Here is a 19,342-nt window from a genome sequence, read left to right on the forward strand (position 1 = left end):
GTGTTAAAATTCGTCGGTTACACATCCATTAGATGCTGATGCTACTGTTCTTGCATATTTATATAGTACTCCTCTTTTTACTTTTAAAGGTGGAGCAATCCATTCTTGTTTTCTCTTTGTTAATTCTCCTTCTGAAACATCAACATGAATCGTATTAGTTTCAGCATTAATGGTTATGGTATCTCCGTCTTTTACCAAAGCGATTACCCCACCTTCTTGTGCTTCAGGTGTAATGTGACCTACCACAAAACCGTGAGTTCCTCCTGAGAAACGACCATCCGTAATTAAAGCAACCTCTTTACCTAGTCCTGCTCCCATAATAGCAGCTGTTGGTTTTAGCATTTCTGGCATTCCAGGTCCTCCTTTAGGACCTTCATAGCGAATTACCACTACGTCTCCTTTTTCTACCTTTCCATCTCGTATTCCATCATTTGCCTCATATTCTCCTTCAAAAACTTTTGCCTTTCCTGAAAAATACAATCCTTCCTTTCCTGTTATTTTTGCTACGGAACCTTCTTTTGCTAAATTCCCATAAAGCATTCGTAGATGTCCTGTAGCTTTGATAGGTTGTTCTGTCGGCTTAATTACTTCCTGCCCTTCTGTTAAACTTGGAACTGCTACTAAATTTTCCTCCAATGTTTTTCCTGTTACAGTTAAACAATCTCCATGTAACAATCCTTTTTCTAGTAAATATTTTAAAACTGCTGGTGTACCTCCTACTTTATGTACATCTTCCATTAAGTATTTTCCACTAGGTTTTAAATCGGCTAAGAATGGGGTTTCATCAGAAATACGTTGAAAGTCTTCTAAAGTAAACTGCACATCTGCTGCTTTTGCTATAGCTAAAAAGTGTAATACTGCATTGGTAGAACCTCCCATAACCGTTACCAACCGTACTGCATTTTCTAAGGACTTTTTTGTTACAATATCAGAAGGTTTGATATCTTTTTCTAATAAAGCACGAAGTGCTTCCCCTGCCTTAACACATTCTTGTTCTTTATCATTACTAATTGCTGGGTTAGATGAATTGTAAGGCAAACTCATTCCCAAGGCTTCTATGGCTGACGCCATAGTATTTGCGGTGTACATTCCTCCACAAGCTCCTGCTCCTGGACACGCTTTTTCTATGACACTTTGATATTCTTTTTTTGTAATAGTTCCGGCAACTTTCTCTCCCCATGCTTCAAAAGCTGATACCACATCTAACTTTTTTCCTTCATGACATCCTGAGGCAATGGTTCCTCCATATACTAAAACTGAAGGACGGTTTAAACGCAACATCGCCATTAATGCTCCCGGCATGTTTTTATCACAACCCACTACAGTTACCAAACCGTCATATGACATCGCTTGTACCACCGTTTCCATAGAGTCGGCAATTACATCACGAGAAGGTAAAGAATAGCGCATCCCCGGTGTTCCCATAGAAATTCCGTCGGAAACGCCTATGGTATTAAATATCAACCCTACTAAATCTGCCTTTTCAGTTCCTTCTTTTACCAATTTTGCTAAATCGTTTAGGTGCATGTTACACGGATTTCCTTCGTACCCTGTACTTGCAATTCCAACCAACGGTTTTTCTAAATCTGATTTTGACAATCCTATGGCGTGCAACATGGCTTGTGCTGCCGGTTGCGTATCATCTTGCGTTACTTGTTTACTAAATTTGTTTAGTTCCATGTTAGCTTGCTTTTCGTTTTTGACGTAAGCCTAATACTTCGTCTTTATATAATTTCATTAGTTTGTGTCCGTGTGATTTTTCCCACGCTAGAGGAAATTGATAATCGTCTAGCGACTGTAATCCAACTACTTCGGCTGCAGTTCCTGTAAAAAAGCAAGCGTCTGCATTTTTTAATTCTTCTAACGTAAAATGCTTTTCTTCAACAGATATTCCTTCTTCTTTACATAAATCGATAACTGTAGCACGGGTAATTCCTGCCATAATATGACCTCTTGGTGGTGTGTATAACTTCCCATCTTTCTGCATAAAAACATTTGCCCCAGAACATTCAGCTACATTACCGTTCATATCTAATAACAATGCTTCGTCATAACCGTTATTTTTTGCTTCATTAGTTGATAGTATTGAGTTAGTATAGTGACCTGTTACTTTGGCTTCTACAAAACATGATTTTGGATTCGGACGTTGGAACGAAGACGTTTTTACACGTAGTAATTTATCTCCCATATATTTTCCCCATTCCCAGCATTGGATAACTAGATTTGTCTCTTTAGAAGTTAACAGACTCATATTTGCTCCAGTAGTAACTAACGGACGAATGTATGCATCTTTCAATCCATTACGTTCCAATAATTCATACGTAATTTGTGTTAATTCTTCTTCTGAGTAATTCAATTGAATATTCATTACCTCTGCTCCAAATTTTAGTCTTTTATAGTGTTCATAAGACTTAAAAACTCTGGTACCTTCGTTTGTATTATAAGCTCTTATTCCTTCGAAAACCCCGTTTCCGTAGTGCAAACTTTGGCTATATAAATTAGCTCTAGCATCTTTTGCCTTGATAAACTGTCCGTTATAAAAAATTACTGTTTCCTCGTTATAGTACATTTCTAGTTGTTTTTACTGTTCAAAATTATTTTTCGCTTTTAACTTACTTTCTTCTCTTTTCAGGTTTTAATGATTTTCATTTATCTACAAAAACATATAAACCTATATAAATCAAATACTTAACACAAACATGTTATGATATTCACAGGCATAAAAAAAGCCTGTATCTTGAGTTAGATACAGGCTTTCTTATAGGCAAAACTATCTGTATCAACTCGGTGGGGAGCTAATAATGACAATAATAATTACCACGATGTTAAAAATTTGACTCATATTTCTTGAAACTAAAAAAGGCTTCCTAAATTTAGGAAGCCTTTTTATAATTTATATTTTTAAACTATTAAATATCGCTTCCCTATCCTTGTGAAATAATCACAATGACAATAATAGAAATGATATTTAAAATTTGTTTTTTCATTTGATGTGACAAATGTTTGATTTTTTTTTTAGTTATCCTAATATTTTTTTGACTTTTTTATTTTTTATATAAAAAAAGCATCTCTTAACCTCTTGTTTTACTATAACTTATAAAGTTTTTTATTTTTAAATAGTAATTATCAAAAATTATTTTATAGATTTGCCCATTATGCAAACAAATAAAATATACAATAACATACCCAGTTTTTTAGTGCGGTCTTTCAACCGACGCTAGTCTTCGCTTTTACCCTAAACTGAGTATTGTATCATTTTATTTTTTACCTTTTGATTTTTATCATTTACATTTTTATACCGTTACTAACTTTAGTTATTGTTTTAAATAACACAGTTATTGTACGACCTATTTTTACCCGACGTCGCCCGTAAGGGTATTACTTCTTTTGGGAACCTAGGTGCGTCCGGTTCTTCTTTTCAAACCACCGGATTTTTAACAAAATGTTTATCTAAAATCAATTTCAATGAGAGTTGTTATTGCTGATCAATCGCATAGTAAGTATGCTGAAATTATTTGTCAAACTATTGACGAAGCTGCCCTGGTTAGAGGCACAGGAATTGCCAAAAGAAAACCAGAATACATCATTACAAAACTAGAAAATGGTAACGCAGTTATCGCTTTAGATGGTAATCAATTTGCAGGCTTTTGCTATATCGAGGCTTGGAGTCATGGCAAATTTGTAGCCAACTCTGGATTGATTGTTCACCCAAATTATAGAGGTATTGGTTTAGCCAAACAAATTAAGAAAGTAGTTTTTGAACATTCTAGAGCTAAATTTCCTAATGCTAAAATATTTAGTATTACTACTGGTTTGGCGGTTATGAAACTCAATAGTGAATTGGGTTATAAACCTGTAACCTTTTCTGAGCTTACTGAAGATCAATCTTTTTGGAATGGATGTAAGACCTGCAAAAACTATGATGTTTTACAACGTACACAACAAAAAATGTGTTTGTGTACTGGTATGTTATACGATTCTAACAAAAAAACTCAGAACATAAAAGTAAAAGAGAAAGTCTTTCAAAGACTAAAAAGAATTAAGGAAACCATCTTTCTAAAAAAAGACAAAAAATGAAAAAATTAGTAATTGCTTATAGTGGCGGATTAGATACTTCGTACTGTGCGGTAAGCTTATCAAAACAAGGATATGAAGTTCACGCTGTTAGTGTGAATACTGGCGGGTTTTCTTCCGAAGAAATTAAAAAAATTGAAGAAAATGCCTACACGATGGGTGTGGCTACCTATAAAAACATTAATGCAGTAACTGATTATTATAGCAAAGTAATTAAATATTTAATTTTTGGTAACGTGTTAAAAAACAACACGTATCCACTTTCTGTAAGTGCTGAAAGAATTGTACAAGCTATCGAAATTGTTAACTATGCCAAAAGTATAGGTGCTGACTGTATAGCTCATGGTAGTACAGGTGCAGGAAACGATCAGGTGAGGTTTGATATGATTTTTCAAACCATTGCTCCTGAAATTGAAATCATCACGCCTATTAGAGATTTACAGCTTTCAAGACAGGAGGAAATTGAGTACTTAAAAAGCAACAACATTGATTTGTCTTGGGAAAAAGCTAAATATTCTGTAAACAAAGGTTTATGGGGAACTAGTGTGGGTGGTGAAGAAACCTTGACTTCTGAACAACCATTACCTGAACATGCCTATCCTTCTCAAGTAACTAAAACAGTGCCTGAACAAGTAAAACTTTCATTTGTAAAAGGAGAACTAGTAGCCATCAATGATGATGAAAAAACTCCCGTGCAAAACATTGAGCAATTAAATACCCTAGCGTCTAAATTCGGAATTGGTAGAGACATTCATGTGGGTGATACTATTGTTGGAATTAAAGGTAGAGTTGGTTTTGAAGCCGCTGCAGCTTTAATTATTATCAAAACACATCACTTGTTAGAAAAGCACACCTTAACTAAATGGCAATTGCAGCACAAAGAATATTTGGCTAGTTTTTACGGGATGCACTTACATGAGGGTCAGTATTTAGACCCTGTGATGAGAGACATGGAAGCTTTTTTAGAGAGTAGTCAGTCAAAAGTTACGGGTGATGTTTTTGTTACCCTAAAACCCTATCATTTTACACTAGATGGAATTGATTCTCTACACGATTTAATGAATGCCAAATTTGGAAGTTATGGAGAGCTTAATAAGGGTTGGACTGCCAACGAAGCTAAAGGTTTCATTAAACTCTTAGGAAATCAGAACAAAATATATCAACAGGTTAATCAATAAATAGTTATCAGTGAGCAATTATTAATGAACAAGAAACAGATTGCCACTCCCAAAGTCTCGAAAACGCAATAATAACAAAACGTCATTCCGAACGAGGTACGAGGAGGAATCTTATTACAGTGAGTAAAAACCAGTATGAGACCTCTCACATTCGTTCGAGGTGACAATCAGAATAAAAACATCATTATGAGGAGTGATAACGACGTGATGAGCTCTAAAAAAATAACTGATAACAATACAAACAATATGATACAAGTAGGAATTATAGGAGGTGCAGGATATACTGCTGGGGAATTAATCAGGCTTTTATTACAACATCCAAAAGCTGCAATCAATTTTGTGTACAGCACTTCTAATGCTGGGAATAAAATAGCGAATGTCCATCAGGATTTGGTAGGGAGTACCAATTTATTATTCACCAATAAAATCAACGCGGCTGTAGATGTATTATTCTTATGCCTAGGGCATGGAAATTCTAAACAATTTTTAGAAGTGCATACCTTTTCTAATCACACAAAGATTATTGATTTAGGAAATGATTTCAGACTAAAAGCAGATAGTAATTTTCAAGGAAAAGAGTTTGTGTATGGTTTACCTGAACTTCAAAAAACAGCAATACAAGGAGCTTCATATATAGCAAATCCAGGTTGTTTTGCTACGGCTATTCAACTAGGGTTACTACCACTAGCTAATACTGATTTGTTACAAAATGATGTACATGTCAATGCGGTTACTGGCGCTACTGGTGCGGGAACTTCACTATCAGCAACTACTCATTTTACATGGAGAGATAATAACTTTTCGTACTACAAACCTTTTACACATCAGCATTTAGGAGAAATCAATCAAACTATACATACACTTCAGTCAAATTTTGAATCAGAGGTATTGTTTCTTCCTAACAGAGGAGATTTTTCAAGAGGTATTTATGCAACGTTATACACAGATTTTGAAGGAAGTTTAGAAGAAGCACAACAACTGTATTCAGACTACTATAAAGGTGCTATTTTTACACACGTAGCTAATAATGAACTACACTTAAAACAGGTAGTAAACACCAATAAGTGTTTAATTCATTTGCATAAACACGAAGATAAACTTTTAATAACAAGCATTATTGATAATCTATTAAAAGGGGCTTCTGGGCAAGCAGTCCAAAACATGAACCTGATGTTTGGCTTTCAAGAAGACACAGGATTACAACTAAAAGCCAACTATTTTTAACCCTCACAGAGGGATTAGGTAAACCAAGATGAATTGTCTTAATACAACAAGAAGTGAATAATACAAAATATATAATCTAAACTAAACTTTCTCAAATGAAAATAGCAATTATAGGAACAGGTAACTTAGGAAAATCGATTGCTAAAGGATTGATACAAAATAATTCCTTTTCTCAACTCTTCTTAACCAAGAGAAATATTGATGAATTAAATGAATTTAAAGATTTACCAAACATTTTTATTAGTTCAAATAATAAAGAAGTAATCGCACAATCTAATGTGTTAATCTTTGCCGTACAACCTGCACATTTTGAAGAAGTTTTAAAAGAAACTGCTCCATTATTATCTAATAATCATATAGTAATTTCTACTGTTACTGGTTTTTCTATTCAAAAAATGGAAAACCTTATTGGTTCAGATACTTCCATTATTAGAGCCATGCCTAATACTGCTATTGCCGTTGGAAAATCGATGACCTGTCTTAGTGGTAATACTCAAAAGAAGGAAGATTTGGAAATAGCTTCAACTATTTTCAATCAACTAGGAACTTCAATGATTATTCCTGAAAGTCAAATGCAAGCAGCCACCGTAGTGTGTGCCAGCGGTATTGCTTTTTGGATGCGTTTGATACGAGCTACCACACAGGCAGCCATTCAATTAGGTTTTGACGCCAAAGAGGCACAAGAACTTGCGATGCATACTAGTGAAGGTGCTGCCAGCCTGTTAATCGCTACAGGAAATCACCCTGAAGAAGAAATAGACAAAGTAACCACTCCAAAAGGCTGTACCATTGAAGGTTTGAATGAAATGGAACACAAAGGTTTAAGTGCCGCTTTAATACAAGGAATGGTTGCCTCATTCAACAAAATTAACACCATAAAAAAAGAAAACTAATGAGTTTATTTAATGTATATCCTTTATATGATATAACCCCAGTAACTGCCAACGACGTATATGTATATGACGATAAAGGAACTAAATATTTGGATTTATATGGCGGACATGCTGTAATATCTATTGGGCACTCACACCCAACTTATGTTAAAAATATTAGTGAGCAAGTAAGCAAACTAGGCTTTTATAGCAACGCTATCCAAAATCCGTTACAAGTTGAATTAGCTGACCAATTAGAAGAATTATCGGGTTGTAAAGACTATCAGTTATTCTTGTGCAATTCTGGAGCCGAAGCTAATGAAAATGCATTAAAATTAGCGTCTTTTCATACTGATAAGAAAAAGATAGTCGCTTTTAAGAATGCTTTTCACGGACGTACTTCTGCGGCGGTAGCTGCAACCGATAATCCTAAGATTGTAGCGCCTATCAATGCACAACAAGAGGTTATCTTTTTAGAATTTGAAGATTTAGCAGGCGTTGAAAAAGCTTTACAAGGCAACGATGTTTGCGCTATTATTATTGAGGTCATTCAAGGTATTGGAGGGTTAGACGAAGCTTCAACAAATTTTTACCAAGGGTTAGAAAAACTATGCAACCAATACAACACCATACTTATTGTAGATGAAATTCAGTGTGGTTTTGGTAGAACGGGTGATTTCTTTGCCTTTCAAAAACACGGCATTACTCCGCATATCATTTCTATGGCAAAAGGAATGGGGAACGGATTTCCTGTGGGCGGAATTTTAATTCATCCTAGTATTCAAGCTTCTTATGGTTTGTTAGGAACTACCTTTGGTGGTAATCACTTAGCTTGTGCCGCTTCCTTAGCTGTTCTTAAAACCATCCAAAAAGAACAATTGATGGAAAATGCATTGCAAATTACTGAATATTTTATGGAGCAAGCAGCTGCTATTCTACAGATAACAACTGTAAAAGGAAGAGGCTTAATGTTAGGTTTGGAATTCGATTTTCCTATTGCTGACCTAAGAAAAAACCTAATATTCAAACATCACATTTTCACTGGAAGCGCCAAGAATCCAAATTTATTAAGAATTCTTCCTCCATTAACTATTCAAAAACAGCACATCGATGTGTTTTTTGAGGCTTTAAAAAAGGAACTGTCATGAAGAAATACACCAGCCTAAACGACATTGAAAACCTTTCAGAAACTATTCAAAAGGCAATTCATTTAAAAAAGAACCCTTATCAGTTTACTGATTTGGGAAAACACAAAACCTTAGTTATGCTTTTTTTCAATGCTAGTTTACGTACTAGGTTAAGTACCGAAAAAGCGGCTAAAAACTTAGGTATGGAAGTAAGTGTGTTAAACATTACCAACGCTTGGAATATGGAATTTGAAGACGGTACTGTAATGAATTTAAGTACCTCAGAACATATTAAAGAGGCTGCCATGGTAATTTCTCAGTATGCTGATATCATTGCGGTAAGAGCTTTTCCTACCTTGAAGGACAAGGAAAAGGACAGTTCTGAAATTGTACTCAACAGTTTTGTAAAATATGCTACTGTACCTGTTATCAATATGGAAAGTGCTACTGACCATCCGTTACAAGCTTTGGCAGATGCGATTACTATTACAGAAACTAAAAAAGTTGACAAACCTAAAGTAGTATTGTCTTGGGCTCCACACCCCAAAGCGTTACCACATTCGGTTGCCAATGCTTTTGTACACCTCATGCACAACATGGATGTAGAATTTGTTATAACGCATCCCGAAGGGTATGAGTTAAACTCTGAAATTACAAAAGAGTTTCCTATAGAGTACAATCAAGAGAAAGCTTTTGAGAATGCCGACTTTATCTATGCCAAAAACTGGAGTTCTTTTAATGAGTATGGCAACATACTAAATGAAGACCCCAACTGGGTGATTACCAAAGAAAAACTAGGCAATGCTAAATTCATGCACTGCTTACCTATCAGAAGAAATGTAGTAGCAGAAGACGCTGTTTTAGATGGTGAAAATTCTATTGTGATTGAACAAGCCAACAACAGAACCTTTGCTGCACAGATCGTATTAAAGGAAATATTGAAAACAATGAACAGGAGTAATTAACTAATGAAAACTGTCTGTAAAAAGAAATAACGAATGAAAAAGCGGAAGTGCAAAGCGTAGCTTTAAGCACGAAGCTTTGAAAATGAGTGATGCGTAGCAATTTCCTCTTTACTGACTTGATTTTTTGGTTCATTTTTTATCAAGAAAAAATGAACAGATTATTAATATAAATAACAATAATTGAAGAGATGGTAAAAGGTAACCTTAATAAGATAACCACGTCGTTCATTTCGACTTTGCTCAATGACTTCCTCGTTATGACATCATTGCGAGCCTTTCGACTGTCGCTCAAGACAAGCTCAAGCGTGGGAATCTCTTTGTAAATACCGATTACTAAAAACTAAAAAATGAAAACCATAAAGATTGTTAAAATAGGCGGGAACATCATTAATAATGAAAAAGCCTTACATAGTTTCTTAGCTAATTTCGCTCAGTTAAAAGACCCGAAAGTGTTAGTTCATGGTGGCGGAAAACTAGCTTCTGAATTGGCTAAGCAACTCAACATTCCCGTAACTATGATAGATGGGAGACGTGTTACCGATGCACAAACATTAGACTTGATTACTATGGTATATGCAGGTAAAATAAATAAGCAAATTGTTGCGCAATTACAAGCAAATAATGCCAATGCTGTGGGATTTACAGGTGCTGACGGTAACACAATTGTATCAACCAAACGTCCTGCTGAACCTATTGATTATGGATTTGCTGGAGATGTGGTAAAAGTAAACCCTCAAGTAGTAACGGTATTAATTAATAACGAAGTAACTCCAGTATTTTGTGCTATTACACATGATACAAACGGACAATTGCTTAATACCAATGCCGATACTATTGCTGCTGAAATTGCCATAGGATTATCTGCTAACTTTAACACTGAACTGTATTACTGTTTCGAAAAACCAGGGGTATTAAGTGATATTACCGATGATACTTCTGTTATCGAACAAATCAAGTTAGAAACCTATACTCAGCTAAAAACCGACGGAGTCATTTTTGAAGGAATGCTTCCAAAGTTAGACAATTGCTTTCATGCTCTAAAAAACAACGTTCAAAAAGTACACATAGGCAATACAGCTATGGTATTCAATCCAACTATTAAACACACCTTATTAACATTATGACAATACAAGAACTTACTATAAAAGCCATTAACTTATTAAAAAACCTGATAGAAATACCTTCTTTTTCTTCGGAAGAAGAGCAAACCGCGCAACTATTAGAAAACTGGTTTCAAGAGTACAACATTCCGTATACCAGAACCCAAAACAATGTATGGTCAAAAAACAAACATTTTGATGATAACAAACCTACGCTGTTACTCAACTCACACCACGACACGGTAAAACCTAATAACGGCTATACCAAAGACCCTTTTAAAGCGATTGTAGAAGATGGTAAACTCTACGGATTAGGAAGTAACGATGCTGGTGGATGTTTAGTTTCGTTGTTGGCGACCTACACCCATTTCTACCAGAAAGAAAACTTGACTTATAACCTTGTTTTTGCAGGAACTGCTGAAGAAGAAAGCAGTGGTTCTAACGGTTTAAACGGATTACTAAAAACTTTACCAAACATTGATGTAGCTATTGTAGGAGAGCCTACTTTAATGAATTTAGCTATTGCTGAAAAAGGGTTGGTCGTTTTTGATGCTGAGGTTGCAGGTACACCGAGTCATGCAGCACATCCGAATCACGACAATGCTATTTATAACACTATTGAAGTATTGCAGTGGTTTAAAGATGTTGAATTTGAAAAAACATCAGAAACTTTAGGAGACGTAAAACTCACGGTAACACAAATCAATGCTGGGAAACAACACAATGCTGTTCCTTCCGAAGTAAAATTAGTGGTAGATGTTCGTGTAAACGACCAATATACCAATCAGGAAATCAGTGCCTTTTTACAAGAACACGCACCTTGTAAAATTCAACCACGCAGCTTGAATTTGAACTCATCATCAATACTAAAAGAACATCCTTTGGTACAAGCAGGTATTACTTTAGGAAGAAAAACCTATGGTTCTCCTACCCTATCTGACCAAGCAGTATTGAGCTGTCCATCGTTAAAATTAGGCCCTGGAGACAGCACACGTTCACACACCGCTGATGAATTTATTTATCTTCAAGAAATTGAGGAAGGAATTAAGTTGTATATAAAATTATTGAATAAAGTATTATAACAAGAATTGAGAAAAATGCAAGAATAAAGACTCTCTAAAGTCTTTATTCTAAAATAACCGTCATTCCGAACGAGGTACGAGGAGGAATCTCAAAAAAATGAGTTCCTAATAACTTTAAGACCTCTCACATACGTTCGAGGTGACATAATAAAATATAAAAAAATGAAACTTTGGGACAAAGGATTATCTATCGATAAAAAAATAGAACATTTCACCGTTGGAAACGACAGAGAAATAGACATACACATCGCACCGTATGATTTGCAAGCCTCGTTAGCACATGCAAAAATGCTAGCTTCCATCGGTATTATAACTACGGAAGAATTAGCACAAGTAACTACTGGAATTGCTACGCTACAACAACAAGTTGCAGACGGTACTTTTGTAATTGATACTCAATTTGAAGATGTACATTCTAAAATTGAATTCGAATTGACTAAAATGTGCGGTGATGTTGGTAAGAAAATTCATACCGCACGTTCAAGAAACGATCAGGTTTTAGTAGCGTTACAATTGTATTATAAAGATAGTTTACAGTTGATTTCAGATAAGACAAAAACGCTATTTAATACATTATTACAGTTAGCAGAACAACACAAAACCAAATTATTACCAGGGTACACCCACTTACAGGTAGCCATGCCTTCTTCATTCGGGTTGTGGTTTGCTGCTTATGCCGAATTGTTAATTGACGATTTACACCTAGTAAACGCAGCCCTAAAAACGGTAAATCAAAATCCGTTAGGTTCTGCGGCTGGATATGGTAGCTCATTCCCTATTGATAGAGAGCTTACTACCAAAGAGTTAGGTTTTTCCACTTTAAAGTACAATGTGGTAGCTGCACAAATGAGCAGAGGGAAAAGTGAACGAACCCTTACGATGGCATTAGGAAGTGTGAGTAATACCTTAGCTCGTTTTGCGATGGACATTTGCCTGTATATGAGTCAGAATTTTGACTTTATTTCTTTTCCTGATGAGTTAACCACAGGTAGTAGCATTATGCCTCATAAAAAGAATCCTGATGTTTTTGAACTCATTAGAGGAAAATGTAATAAGATTCAAGCGTTGTACACTGAAACCTTATTAATTACTAATAATTTACCAAGCGGGTATCATAGAGATTATCAGTTATTAAAAGAAAATATCATCAATGCTTTTGAAGAGCTAAAAGATGTGCTAGATATTTTTGATTATGCTATTCAGCAAGTTATTGTGAAGGATATTAACCTAAAAGATGAAAAATATAAATACTTATTTACGGTAGATAATATTAATACTTTAGTAGAAAAAGGTATGAGTTTTAGAGAGGCTTACCAAAAAATTGGTAATGAAGTTGTCAACGGTACGTATACACCTGATACTACTAAAAAACATACGCATGTGGGTAGTATTGATAATTTATGTTTGGATAAAATACGTGAGAAGCTTATACAGTAATTAGGGAACAATGGACAGTTATCAGTGAGTAGTAAACAATTCATTTTTTTACCGTCATTCCGAATGAAATGAGGAGTCTCATTAAATGAAACTACTGGTATTACCTATATTTTCTTACTTTTACTCTATGGATATAATCATCATCACCGGAGGAAGTAAAGGAATTGGTAGAGCCTTAGCCGAAAAATACGCACAAGAAAATTACAGAGTATACTCACTATCTAGAAGCATTGTTGACTTGGAAAATGTAGTACAGCTTTCTGTAGATTTATCAGATACCAAAGCCACACACAACACGTTTAAAATGTTATTAGATGAAATTCAGAAATTGGAGGTTTCATCGATTACCTTGGTGAATAATGCCGGTAGACTTGGTACCATAGCAAACCTAGAAAATATTCCTTCGGAAGATATTGCACAAAGTATGCAACTCAACGCCACTACTCCACTGATTTTATCGAGTTTGTTTATCAAAGCCACACAACCGCTGACCTGTAAAAAACAGATTATTAGTATTTCTTCAGGTGCAGCCGTAAAACCGTATGAAGGTTGGAGTATTTACTGTACGTCTAAAGCAGGTATTGACATGATGACCAAAACCATTGCTGCGGAACAAAACGAGCTTAAAAATGGTGTGAAATGCAATGCTATTTACCCTGGTGTGGTAGATACCAATATGCAAACTGATATTAGAAGTACCAATGAAAAAGATTTTAAAAATGTACAACGCTTTATCGATTTAAAAGAAAGCAACCAGTTGTACACTCCTGAGTACGTTGCAGAAACCATTTTTACCATAGACACCCAAAACAAACTACAAAATGGGGATATTGTGGATATTCGGAATTTTGAAAAATAATTTAACTTGATTCTTAACCTAAATTCTACTATCTTTCAGTAACGTTGAATATAAATCATTAAAACGGATTCATATTCTCAAACGAGTTGGCAAATATTTCCAAAAACTCGCCAAAAAGAATCGTTCATATTTATCATATATTCACTAAATGACAACCATATTAATTATTACCACAATACAAGCATGGTTCTTTTTAACCTTAATAATTAGCACAAAGAAATTAAAGCAAAGTTTTGACTACCTTTTAGCTACTTGGCTTTTCGTTATTGGTTTACATACTCTCATCTATTATTTAATGTATTCAAGTAATACAATTAATGTATATGGTGCTATTATAAATGCTGCTATTCCTTTTCTTCAAGGCCCATTTTTGTTTTTATATGTAAGAACCAAGTCCCTTTATAAAATAAGATTATCACTGATTGATGCGGTCCACTTTATACCCTTTTTTGCATTTATAATATTCCAAATAATTAATTCACAAGTCCTTTTCGGCAAACCTAGTAATGATCAACATCATATATTCATTGGATTTTTCCAAGACTTTAATCCATTCGGAATTTTCTTTCTTCTATCCCTCCCAATTTATATAGGATTGAGTTATTGGGTTTCTATAAAGGCCAGATCTCTAAATCCTGATAAAAGTATCTGGATTAAAATGTTGATTTTGTTTGTTGGTGGTATTTGGATATCTTCTGTATTATCTCTCTTAGTACCTAATTTAATTAATCATACCTTACAAGTTGGATTTAATTCTTTAATATTTATTTCACTTACAGGTTTTGTTTATTTCATAAGTTACTTTGGTATTAAGCAAAATATTTTCAGTACCGACATCCCTAAAATTGGTGCAATTAAGTACAGTAAATCTAAAATCCTTGACGACGAAGCCGAGTTAATATGGTCTAACCTTAATCAACATCTTAAGACAAAAAAGCCTTATTTAGATCCGAATATTAACCTCAATCAACTGTCCTCTCAAATGGGCGTTACTACGCATAAGTTATCGCAGGTTATTAATGCTAAATCCAACTTGAGTTTTAACGAGCTAATTAATAAGCAGAGAGTTGATGAAGTAAAAAATATGATAAATTCGAATGAATATAAAAATCTTTCCTTACTAGGAATGGCTTTAGAAGCAGGGTTTAATTCAAAGGCAACTTTCAATAGGGCATTTAAAAAAATCGAAAATTGTACTCCTTCAGAATATATGAAGCAACATTCCTCATAAAAAAAGATGATTTTTGGTCTCATCCAATAGGATGAGTCGATACTTTTAGCTCACTAAAATACATTTGAGTAAAAAATAAAAAATCATGAAACATCTATTATTACTTTTAATGACTTTGACATTTTCGATTTCGGCATGTCAATCAAAACAATCAAACAGCAAGCAAACAATAAATGAAACCCTAGAGCATCTAACACTTGCCGTTAACAGTAGAAACTATGACGCTATATCTAATTATTTAAGCGAAGATTATCAATATGAGGGCATGGCACGACCTAGATCTATCACTACTTTAAAACAGGTTATACAACAGTTTCCTAAAATTGAATCCTTGGTTATCGATAAGACCTCTATAAAAGAGGATGAGGTTCTTGTTGATGTAACTATTAAAACGGCCCAAAACTCTACTAAAAAGACAATTATTTTAGATAATGACTATAAAATTATACGTGCCGATATCGCAGCCATCTCTATGCAAGGACATAGTGCTTCCTCGAATAGTAAGACTAAAAAAGCAAATAAAAATACCACCTATAACTCTCTTTTTAAATCAATGCCTTTCCATATATCTGAAAATCAAATTGTTGTTGAGGCTACAATAAATGGAAAAAAGGGGAATTTAGTTGTGGATAGTGGTACCCCAATGGCTCTGATGCTAAACTCCAAATTTCAATCCTATAATCGTTCTAAATCAAAAAAGAATCCGATGGATGTATCAGGTGAAATGAGCAATACATATAAGGTAAATATTGAATCCTTTGAATGGAATGGACTTGTCTTTAATAATGTTGAGAGCATATCAACAAATTTAGATGATCTTGGCAGAAGGTTAAAGGTAAAATCATTTGCCGGAACAATAGGTTATGCACTTCTTAAACAATTCATTATTGATTTTGATTATGAAAATAATCAACTTAAATTATGGACAGATAGGGATTTAATAAAAAAACACTATGATATAAAACCTGAACAAATAGTTCCATTTACAATGGCTCACCATCTACCTGTAATCAAAGCTAAAATTGGTGATAAAGAATTTAGATTCGGTTTAGATAGTGGTGCCGAAACCAATATGATTGACCCTAGATGGAAAGATGATTTAGAGGGTAAGTATGAAATTATTGGTATGACAGAATTATACGGTGCAAGTACGAGTCAACGTAAAGTATTGAAAGTCTCTATGAGTAATTTTATTCTTAATAAAGAGTCTTATACAATGAATTTTATGTTTGCCGAACTATATGGTGGACAGCATGAGGCAACTATGATAGACGGATTAATTGGAAGCCAATTTTTAGCACATAGAAAAACAATAGTTAATTATATAGATAATGAGCTATACATTATTAATTGATGTAATGAAACTCTAAAGTAGTTATAACCAAACACAATAAAAATTTGTTGAGCCTGTAAAATATCAACATTTGCCTACAATGTATAACCGCAATTACACAGAAGATTTGGCTATGTCCAAATTCTCTTGGAATTGCTAGTGACAATGTTAAACCGAAAAAAAACGCTAATTTAACTCGTAACTGACGGTTATGCGAACCGTTGGCACACATTTTGATGCGTCCTGAAATAAGGCTACATAATTTAACACAATTATGTAGCCTTATTTCAGGACAAGACAGTAAAAAATTGCAGGAGGTCATAAATAATAAACCCTTTAAAATTGACAAAATTGACGCTATATGAAAATATATTAACAAATGTGAATCGTCATATTGAACTAGATGATGATGAAAGTGCTTTCTTTGTTTCCCTAATCCAAAAGAAAATTATTAAAAAAAAGGATTTTCTTTTGAAAAAAGGTCAAATTTGTGGAGCAGTCACTTTTGTTAACTCAGGATGTTTAAGGTCTTACTATGAAGACCATTCAGGCACTCATATCATTCAATTTGCAGAAGCCAATTGGTGGATAGGAGACCTAAAAAGTTATGTTAATGGTACTTCAGCACAATTGTATATTGACGCTTTACTAAAAACAGAAGTATTCCAAATTTCAAAGTCAAAAGTAGAAGATCTTTACAAACGTGTTCCAAAATTTGAACGCTTTTTTAGAATACAAATGGAAAATTCCTTAATAAATCATCAAGATAGAATTTTACAAAGTCAAACATTAAAAACAAAAACGAGATACGAAAATTTCGTAAAGACATACCCTTCTTTTCACCAACATATTCCATTGAAAGATATTGCAAGTTATTTGGGAGTGACACCAGAACATTTGAGTACTATACGAGCTAGATATTAAAATATCTTTTCTTAAGATTTCTTATTTTTTTTATATAATTATAGCGATAATTTTACTTTAACAATTATTTATTAAAAATACATCTTATGACATCTTTTAAACAAAATGAAATGAAACCAGCCTATTGTCTATTCGAAAATGTAAATATTACAGATTCAGCTAAACTTGAAGAGTACAAAAAAAATGTATTTCCCGTTGTAGAAAAATTTGGAGGAAAATACATTGTTGCAAGTGGGCAGATAAGAAATGTTGAAGGAGATTGGAATCCTCAAGTTTTGGTAATGATTCAATTTTCTACTTTTGAACAAGCCAACAAATGGTATGATTCTGAAGACTATAAAGAGTTAAAAACACTAAGACGTTCATCAGGAGAATTCAATGCCGTTATAATGGAGGCACTATAAAAGTAACAAAGTATAAAAATAATAGCGGTTTGGGTAAAAACCCAAACCGCTATTATTTTAATTAAATATATTTACAATCGAAAAGTATCGATATTTTATACGCTACTGCTCTTATACTAAATGTTAGCTACAATAAAAATTCACTCCTAAATCTTAAAAGATGAATTTTATCTTGACCAAATCTTTGATAACGTGGCACACCCAAAAAGAACTGCAAAAAATGTAATTAATTTATACAACGAAATAAGATTACATGTATCTTTAGATTATAAAACACCTAATATGCTATACAAATTATCAGCATAAATTGGAGGTTTCATCAATTACCTTGGTGAATAATGCCGGAAGACTTTGCACCATAGCAAACCTAGAAAATATTCACTCGGAAGATATTGCCAAAAGCATACACCTAAACACTACTACGCCGCTTATTTTATCGAGTTTGTTTATCAAAGCCACACAACAGTTAACCTGTAAAAAACAAATAATTAGTATCTCATCTGGAGCAGCCGTAAAACTGTATGAAGGTTGGAGTATTTACTGCACGTCTAAAGCAGCCATTGATATGATGACCAAAACCATTGCTGCGGAACAAAACGAGCTTGAACATGGTGTACAATGCAATGCTATTTACCCTGGTGTGGTAGATACCAATATGCAAACTGATATTAGAAGTACCGATGAAAAAGATTTTAAAAACGTACAACGTTTTATCGATTTAAAAGAAAACGACCAACTCTATACACCTGAATATGTTGCGGAAATCATTTTTACCATAGACACCCAAAACAAACTACAAAATGGTGTGGATATTCGGAATTTTTAAAAATAATTTAACTTGATTCTTATCCTAAATTCAACTACCTTTCGCTAACGTTGAATATAAATCATTAAAACGGATACATATTCTCAAACGAGTTGGCGGTAATTAAAAAAGATAGAAATGGGACTGTACGTGCAATCATTAGAAAATATTCCAGAAGTAATACATAAAGAGTACTTCATCTACCTGTTAGATTATGGTTGGAATGAACCATTAGGAGAAACGTTAATGAAGAACTCTGAAAATATGGCAAGAATTGCTGCTGAAAATGAGGCTGTAGTTATTCGAGGAATAAGAGGAATAAATAGAGTACATTTTGAAGATGAGGTTCTATCGTGGCACAATGTAAATGGAGAAAATGCCGAAGAGATTCTTCCTGCTATTTTGATTACAAATCGGCATCCAAGAAAGTTCAAAGAAAGTTACTCTTCAAATGGTAGAGATGAAATTGAAAAGAACTTAAAACTAATTTTAATACCTTTAAAAAAGTTCTGCAAATCAACATCTGAAGTGGCTACTCTAATTGAAAAATTATTTAATGACGTTAAGGAACAGAAAGATTTAGATGACTTTAGAGTATCAAAAGAAATAAGAAAAGGAACTGGCAGAGCGCTTGCTGATGCCATAATCTTGGAGCCCAATTTTGCAGGTATGGGATTTAATTTTAATAAAATGATAGAATATTTTAAGAATAAATAATTACCGCCAA

Annotated in this window: 19 protein-coding genes; 17 read left to right on the forward strand and 2 right to left on the reverse strand. The window is 33.9% G+C overall.

Features of this window, described 5'->3' with window-relative positions; all coding sequences use genetic code 11:
* Nucleotides 1-3: 3 nt before the first annotated feature.
* Both ilvD and ACKTSW_RS05180 read right to left on the reverse strand, forming a co-directional pair.
* On the reverse strand, nt 4-1,680 hold the full coding sequence (gene ilvD / locus ACKTSW_RS05175) for a dihydroxy-acid dehydratase (RefSeq protein ID WP_408024207.1): 1,677 nt from the start codon (nt 1,678-1,680) through the stop codon (nt 4-6).
* 1 nt (nt 1,681) lies between these two features.
* Nucleotides 1,682-2,569 carry a branched-chain amino acid transaminase gene (locus ACKTSW_RS05180; RefSeq protein ID WP_408024208.1) on the reverse strand — a complete coding sequence of 296 codons (888 nt, stop codon included), beginning with the start codon at nt 2,567-2,569 and terminating at the stop codon, nt 1,682-1,684.
* Between the two features lie 896 nt (nt 2,570-3,465).
* On the opposite strand from ACKTSW_RS05180, the gene ACKTSW_RS05185 reads away from it, so the two are divergent.
* From ACKTSW_RS05185 to ACKTSW_RS05265, 17 genes are all read left to right on the forward strand, one after another.
* Complete coding sequence (locus ACKTSW_RS05185) at nt 3,466-4,077, forward strand: GNAT family N-acetyltransferase (RefSeq protein ID WP_408024209.1); 612 nt, start codon at nt 3,466-3,468, stop codon at nt 4,075-4,077.
* The gene (locus ACKTSW_RS05190; RefSeq protein ID WP_408024210.1) at nt 4,074-5,252 is read left to right on the forward strand and encodes an argininosuccinate synthase; all 1,179 of its coding nucleotides are present in this window, start codon (nt 4,074-4,076) and stop codon (nt 5,250-5,252) included. Before ACKTSW_RS05185 ends, ACKTSW_RS05190 begins: the two co-directional genes overlap by 4 nt.
* A 246-nt stretch (nt 5,253-5,498) precedes the next feature.
* Nucleotides 5,499-6,476, forward strand: a complete 978-nt coding sequence (argC, locus tag ACKTSW_RS05195) for an N-acetyl-gamma-glutamyl-phosphate reductase (RefSeq protein WP_408024275.1) — start codon at nt 5,499-5,501, stop codon at nt 6,474-6,476.
* Nucleotides 6,477-6,571: 95 nt separating this feature from the next.
* Nucleotides 6,572-7,369, forward strand: a complete 798-nt coding sequence (gene proC / locus ACKTSW_RS05200; protein WP_408024211.1) for a pyrroline-5-carboxylate reductase — start codon at nt 6,572-6,574, stop codon at nt 7,367-7,369.
* Nucleotides 7,369-8,496: an aspartate aminotransferase family protein gene (locus ACKTSW_RS05205; protein ID WP_408024212.1), complete on the forward strand. Its 1,128-nt coding sequence runs from the start codon at nt 7,369-7,371 to the stop codon at nt 8,494-8,496. The genes proC and ACKTSW_RS05205 overlap by 1 nt, the downstream gene beginning before the upstream one ends.
* Nucleotides 8,493-9,440: a Rossmann-fold NAD(P)-binding domain-containing protein gene (locus ACKTSW_RS05210; RefSeq protein WP_408024213.1), complete on the forward strand. Its 948-nt coding sequence runs from the start codon at nt 8,493-8,495 to the stop codon at nt 9,438-9,440. The genes ACKTSW_RS05205 and ACKTSW_RS05210 overlap by 4 nt, the downstream gene beginning before the upstream one ends.
* A 347-nt stretch (nt 9,441-9,787) precedes the next feature.
* Complete coding sequence (gene argB / locus ACKTSW_RS05215) at nt 9,788-10,564, forward strand: acetylglutamate kinase (RefSeq protein WP_408024214.1); 777 nt, start codon at nt 9,788-9,790, stop codon at nt 10,562-10,564.
* Nucleotides 10,561-11,622, forward strand: a complete 1,062-nt coding sequence (locus ACKTSW_RS05220; protein WP_408024215.1) for a M20 family metallo-hydrolase — start codon at nt 10,561-10,563, stop codon at nt 11,620-11,622. The genes argB and ACKTSW_RS05220 overlap by 4 nt, the downstream gene beginning before the upstream one ends.
* Nucleotides 11,623-11,784: 162 nt before the next feature.
* Entirely contained in the window at nt 11,785-13,059 is a 1,275-nt protein-coding gene (gene argH, locus ACKTSW_RS05225) for an argininosuccinate lyase (protein WP_408024216.1), read from the forward strand.
* 127 nt (nt 13,060-13,186) lie between these two features.
* Complete coding sequence (locus tag ACKTSW_RS05230; protein ID WP_408024217.1) at nt 13,187-13,918, forward strand: (S)-benzoin forming benzil reductase; 732 nt, start codon at nt 13,187-13,189, stop codon at nt 13,916-13,918.
* A 148-nt stretch (nt 13,919-14,066) separates the two neighbouring features.
* Nucleotides 14,067-15,149, forward strand: a complete 1,083-nt coding sequence (locus tag ACKTSW_RS05235) for a helix-turn-helix domain-containing protein (protein WP_408024218.1) — start codon at nt 14,067-14,069, stop codon at nt 15,147-15,149.
* 85 nt (nt 15,150-15,234) lie between these two features.
* Entirely contained in the window at nt 15,235-16,503 is a 1,269-nt protein-coding gene (locus tag ACKTSW_RS05240; protein ID WP_408024219.1) for a retropepsin-like aspartic protease, read from the forward strand.
* Nucleotides 16,504-16,824: 321 nt separating this feature from the next.
* Nucleotides 16,825-17,406 carry a Crp/Fnr family transcriptional regulator gene (locus tag ACKTSW_RS05245; RefSeq protein ID WP_408024220.1) on the forward strand — a complete coding sequence of 194 codons (582 nt, stop codon included), beginning with the start codon at nt 16,825-16,827 and terminating at the stop codon, nt 17,404-17,406.
* Between the two features lie 86 nt (nt 17,407-17,492).
* Entirely contained in the window at nt 17,493-17,810 is a 318-nt protein-coding gene (locus tag ACKTSW_RS05250; protein ID WP_408024221.1) for a DUF1330 domain-containing protein, read from the forward strand.
* 150 nt (nt 17,811-17,960) lie between these two features.
* On the forward strand, nt 17,961-18,116 hold the full coding sequence (locus tag ACKTSW_RS05255) for an IS3 family transposase (protein ID WP_408024276.1): 156 nt from the start codon (nt 17,961-17,963) through the stop codon (nt 18,114-18,116).
* Between the two features lies 1 nt (nt 18,117).
* On the forward strand, nt 18,118-18,636 hold the full coding sequence (locus tag ACKTSW_RS05260; protein WP_408024222.1) for an SDR family NAD(P)-dependent oxidoreductase: 519 nt from the start codon (nt 18,118-18,120) through the stop codon (nt 18,634-18,636).
* Nucleotides 18,637-18,753: 117 nt separating this feature from the next.
* On the forward strand, nt 18,754-19,332 hold the full coding sequence (locus ACKTSW_RS05265) for a hypothetical protein (protein ID WP_408024223.1): 579 nt from the start codon (nt 18,754-18,756) through the stop codon (nt 19,330-19,332).
* Nucleotides 19,333-19,342: the final 10 nt, after the last annotated feature.

It is taken from the genome of Tenacibaculum sediminilitoris (genome assembly GCF_964513795.1).
GTDB classification, from domain to species: domain Bacteria; phylum Bacteroidota; class Bacteroidia; order Flavobacteriales; family Flavobacteriaceae; genus Polaribacter; species Polaribacter sediminilitoris.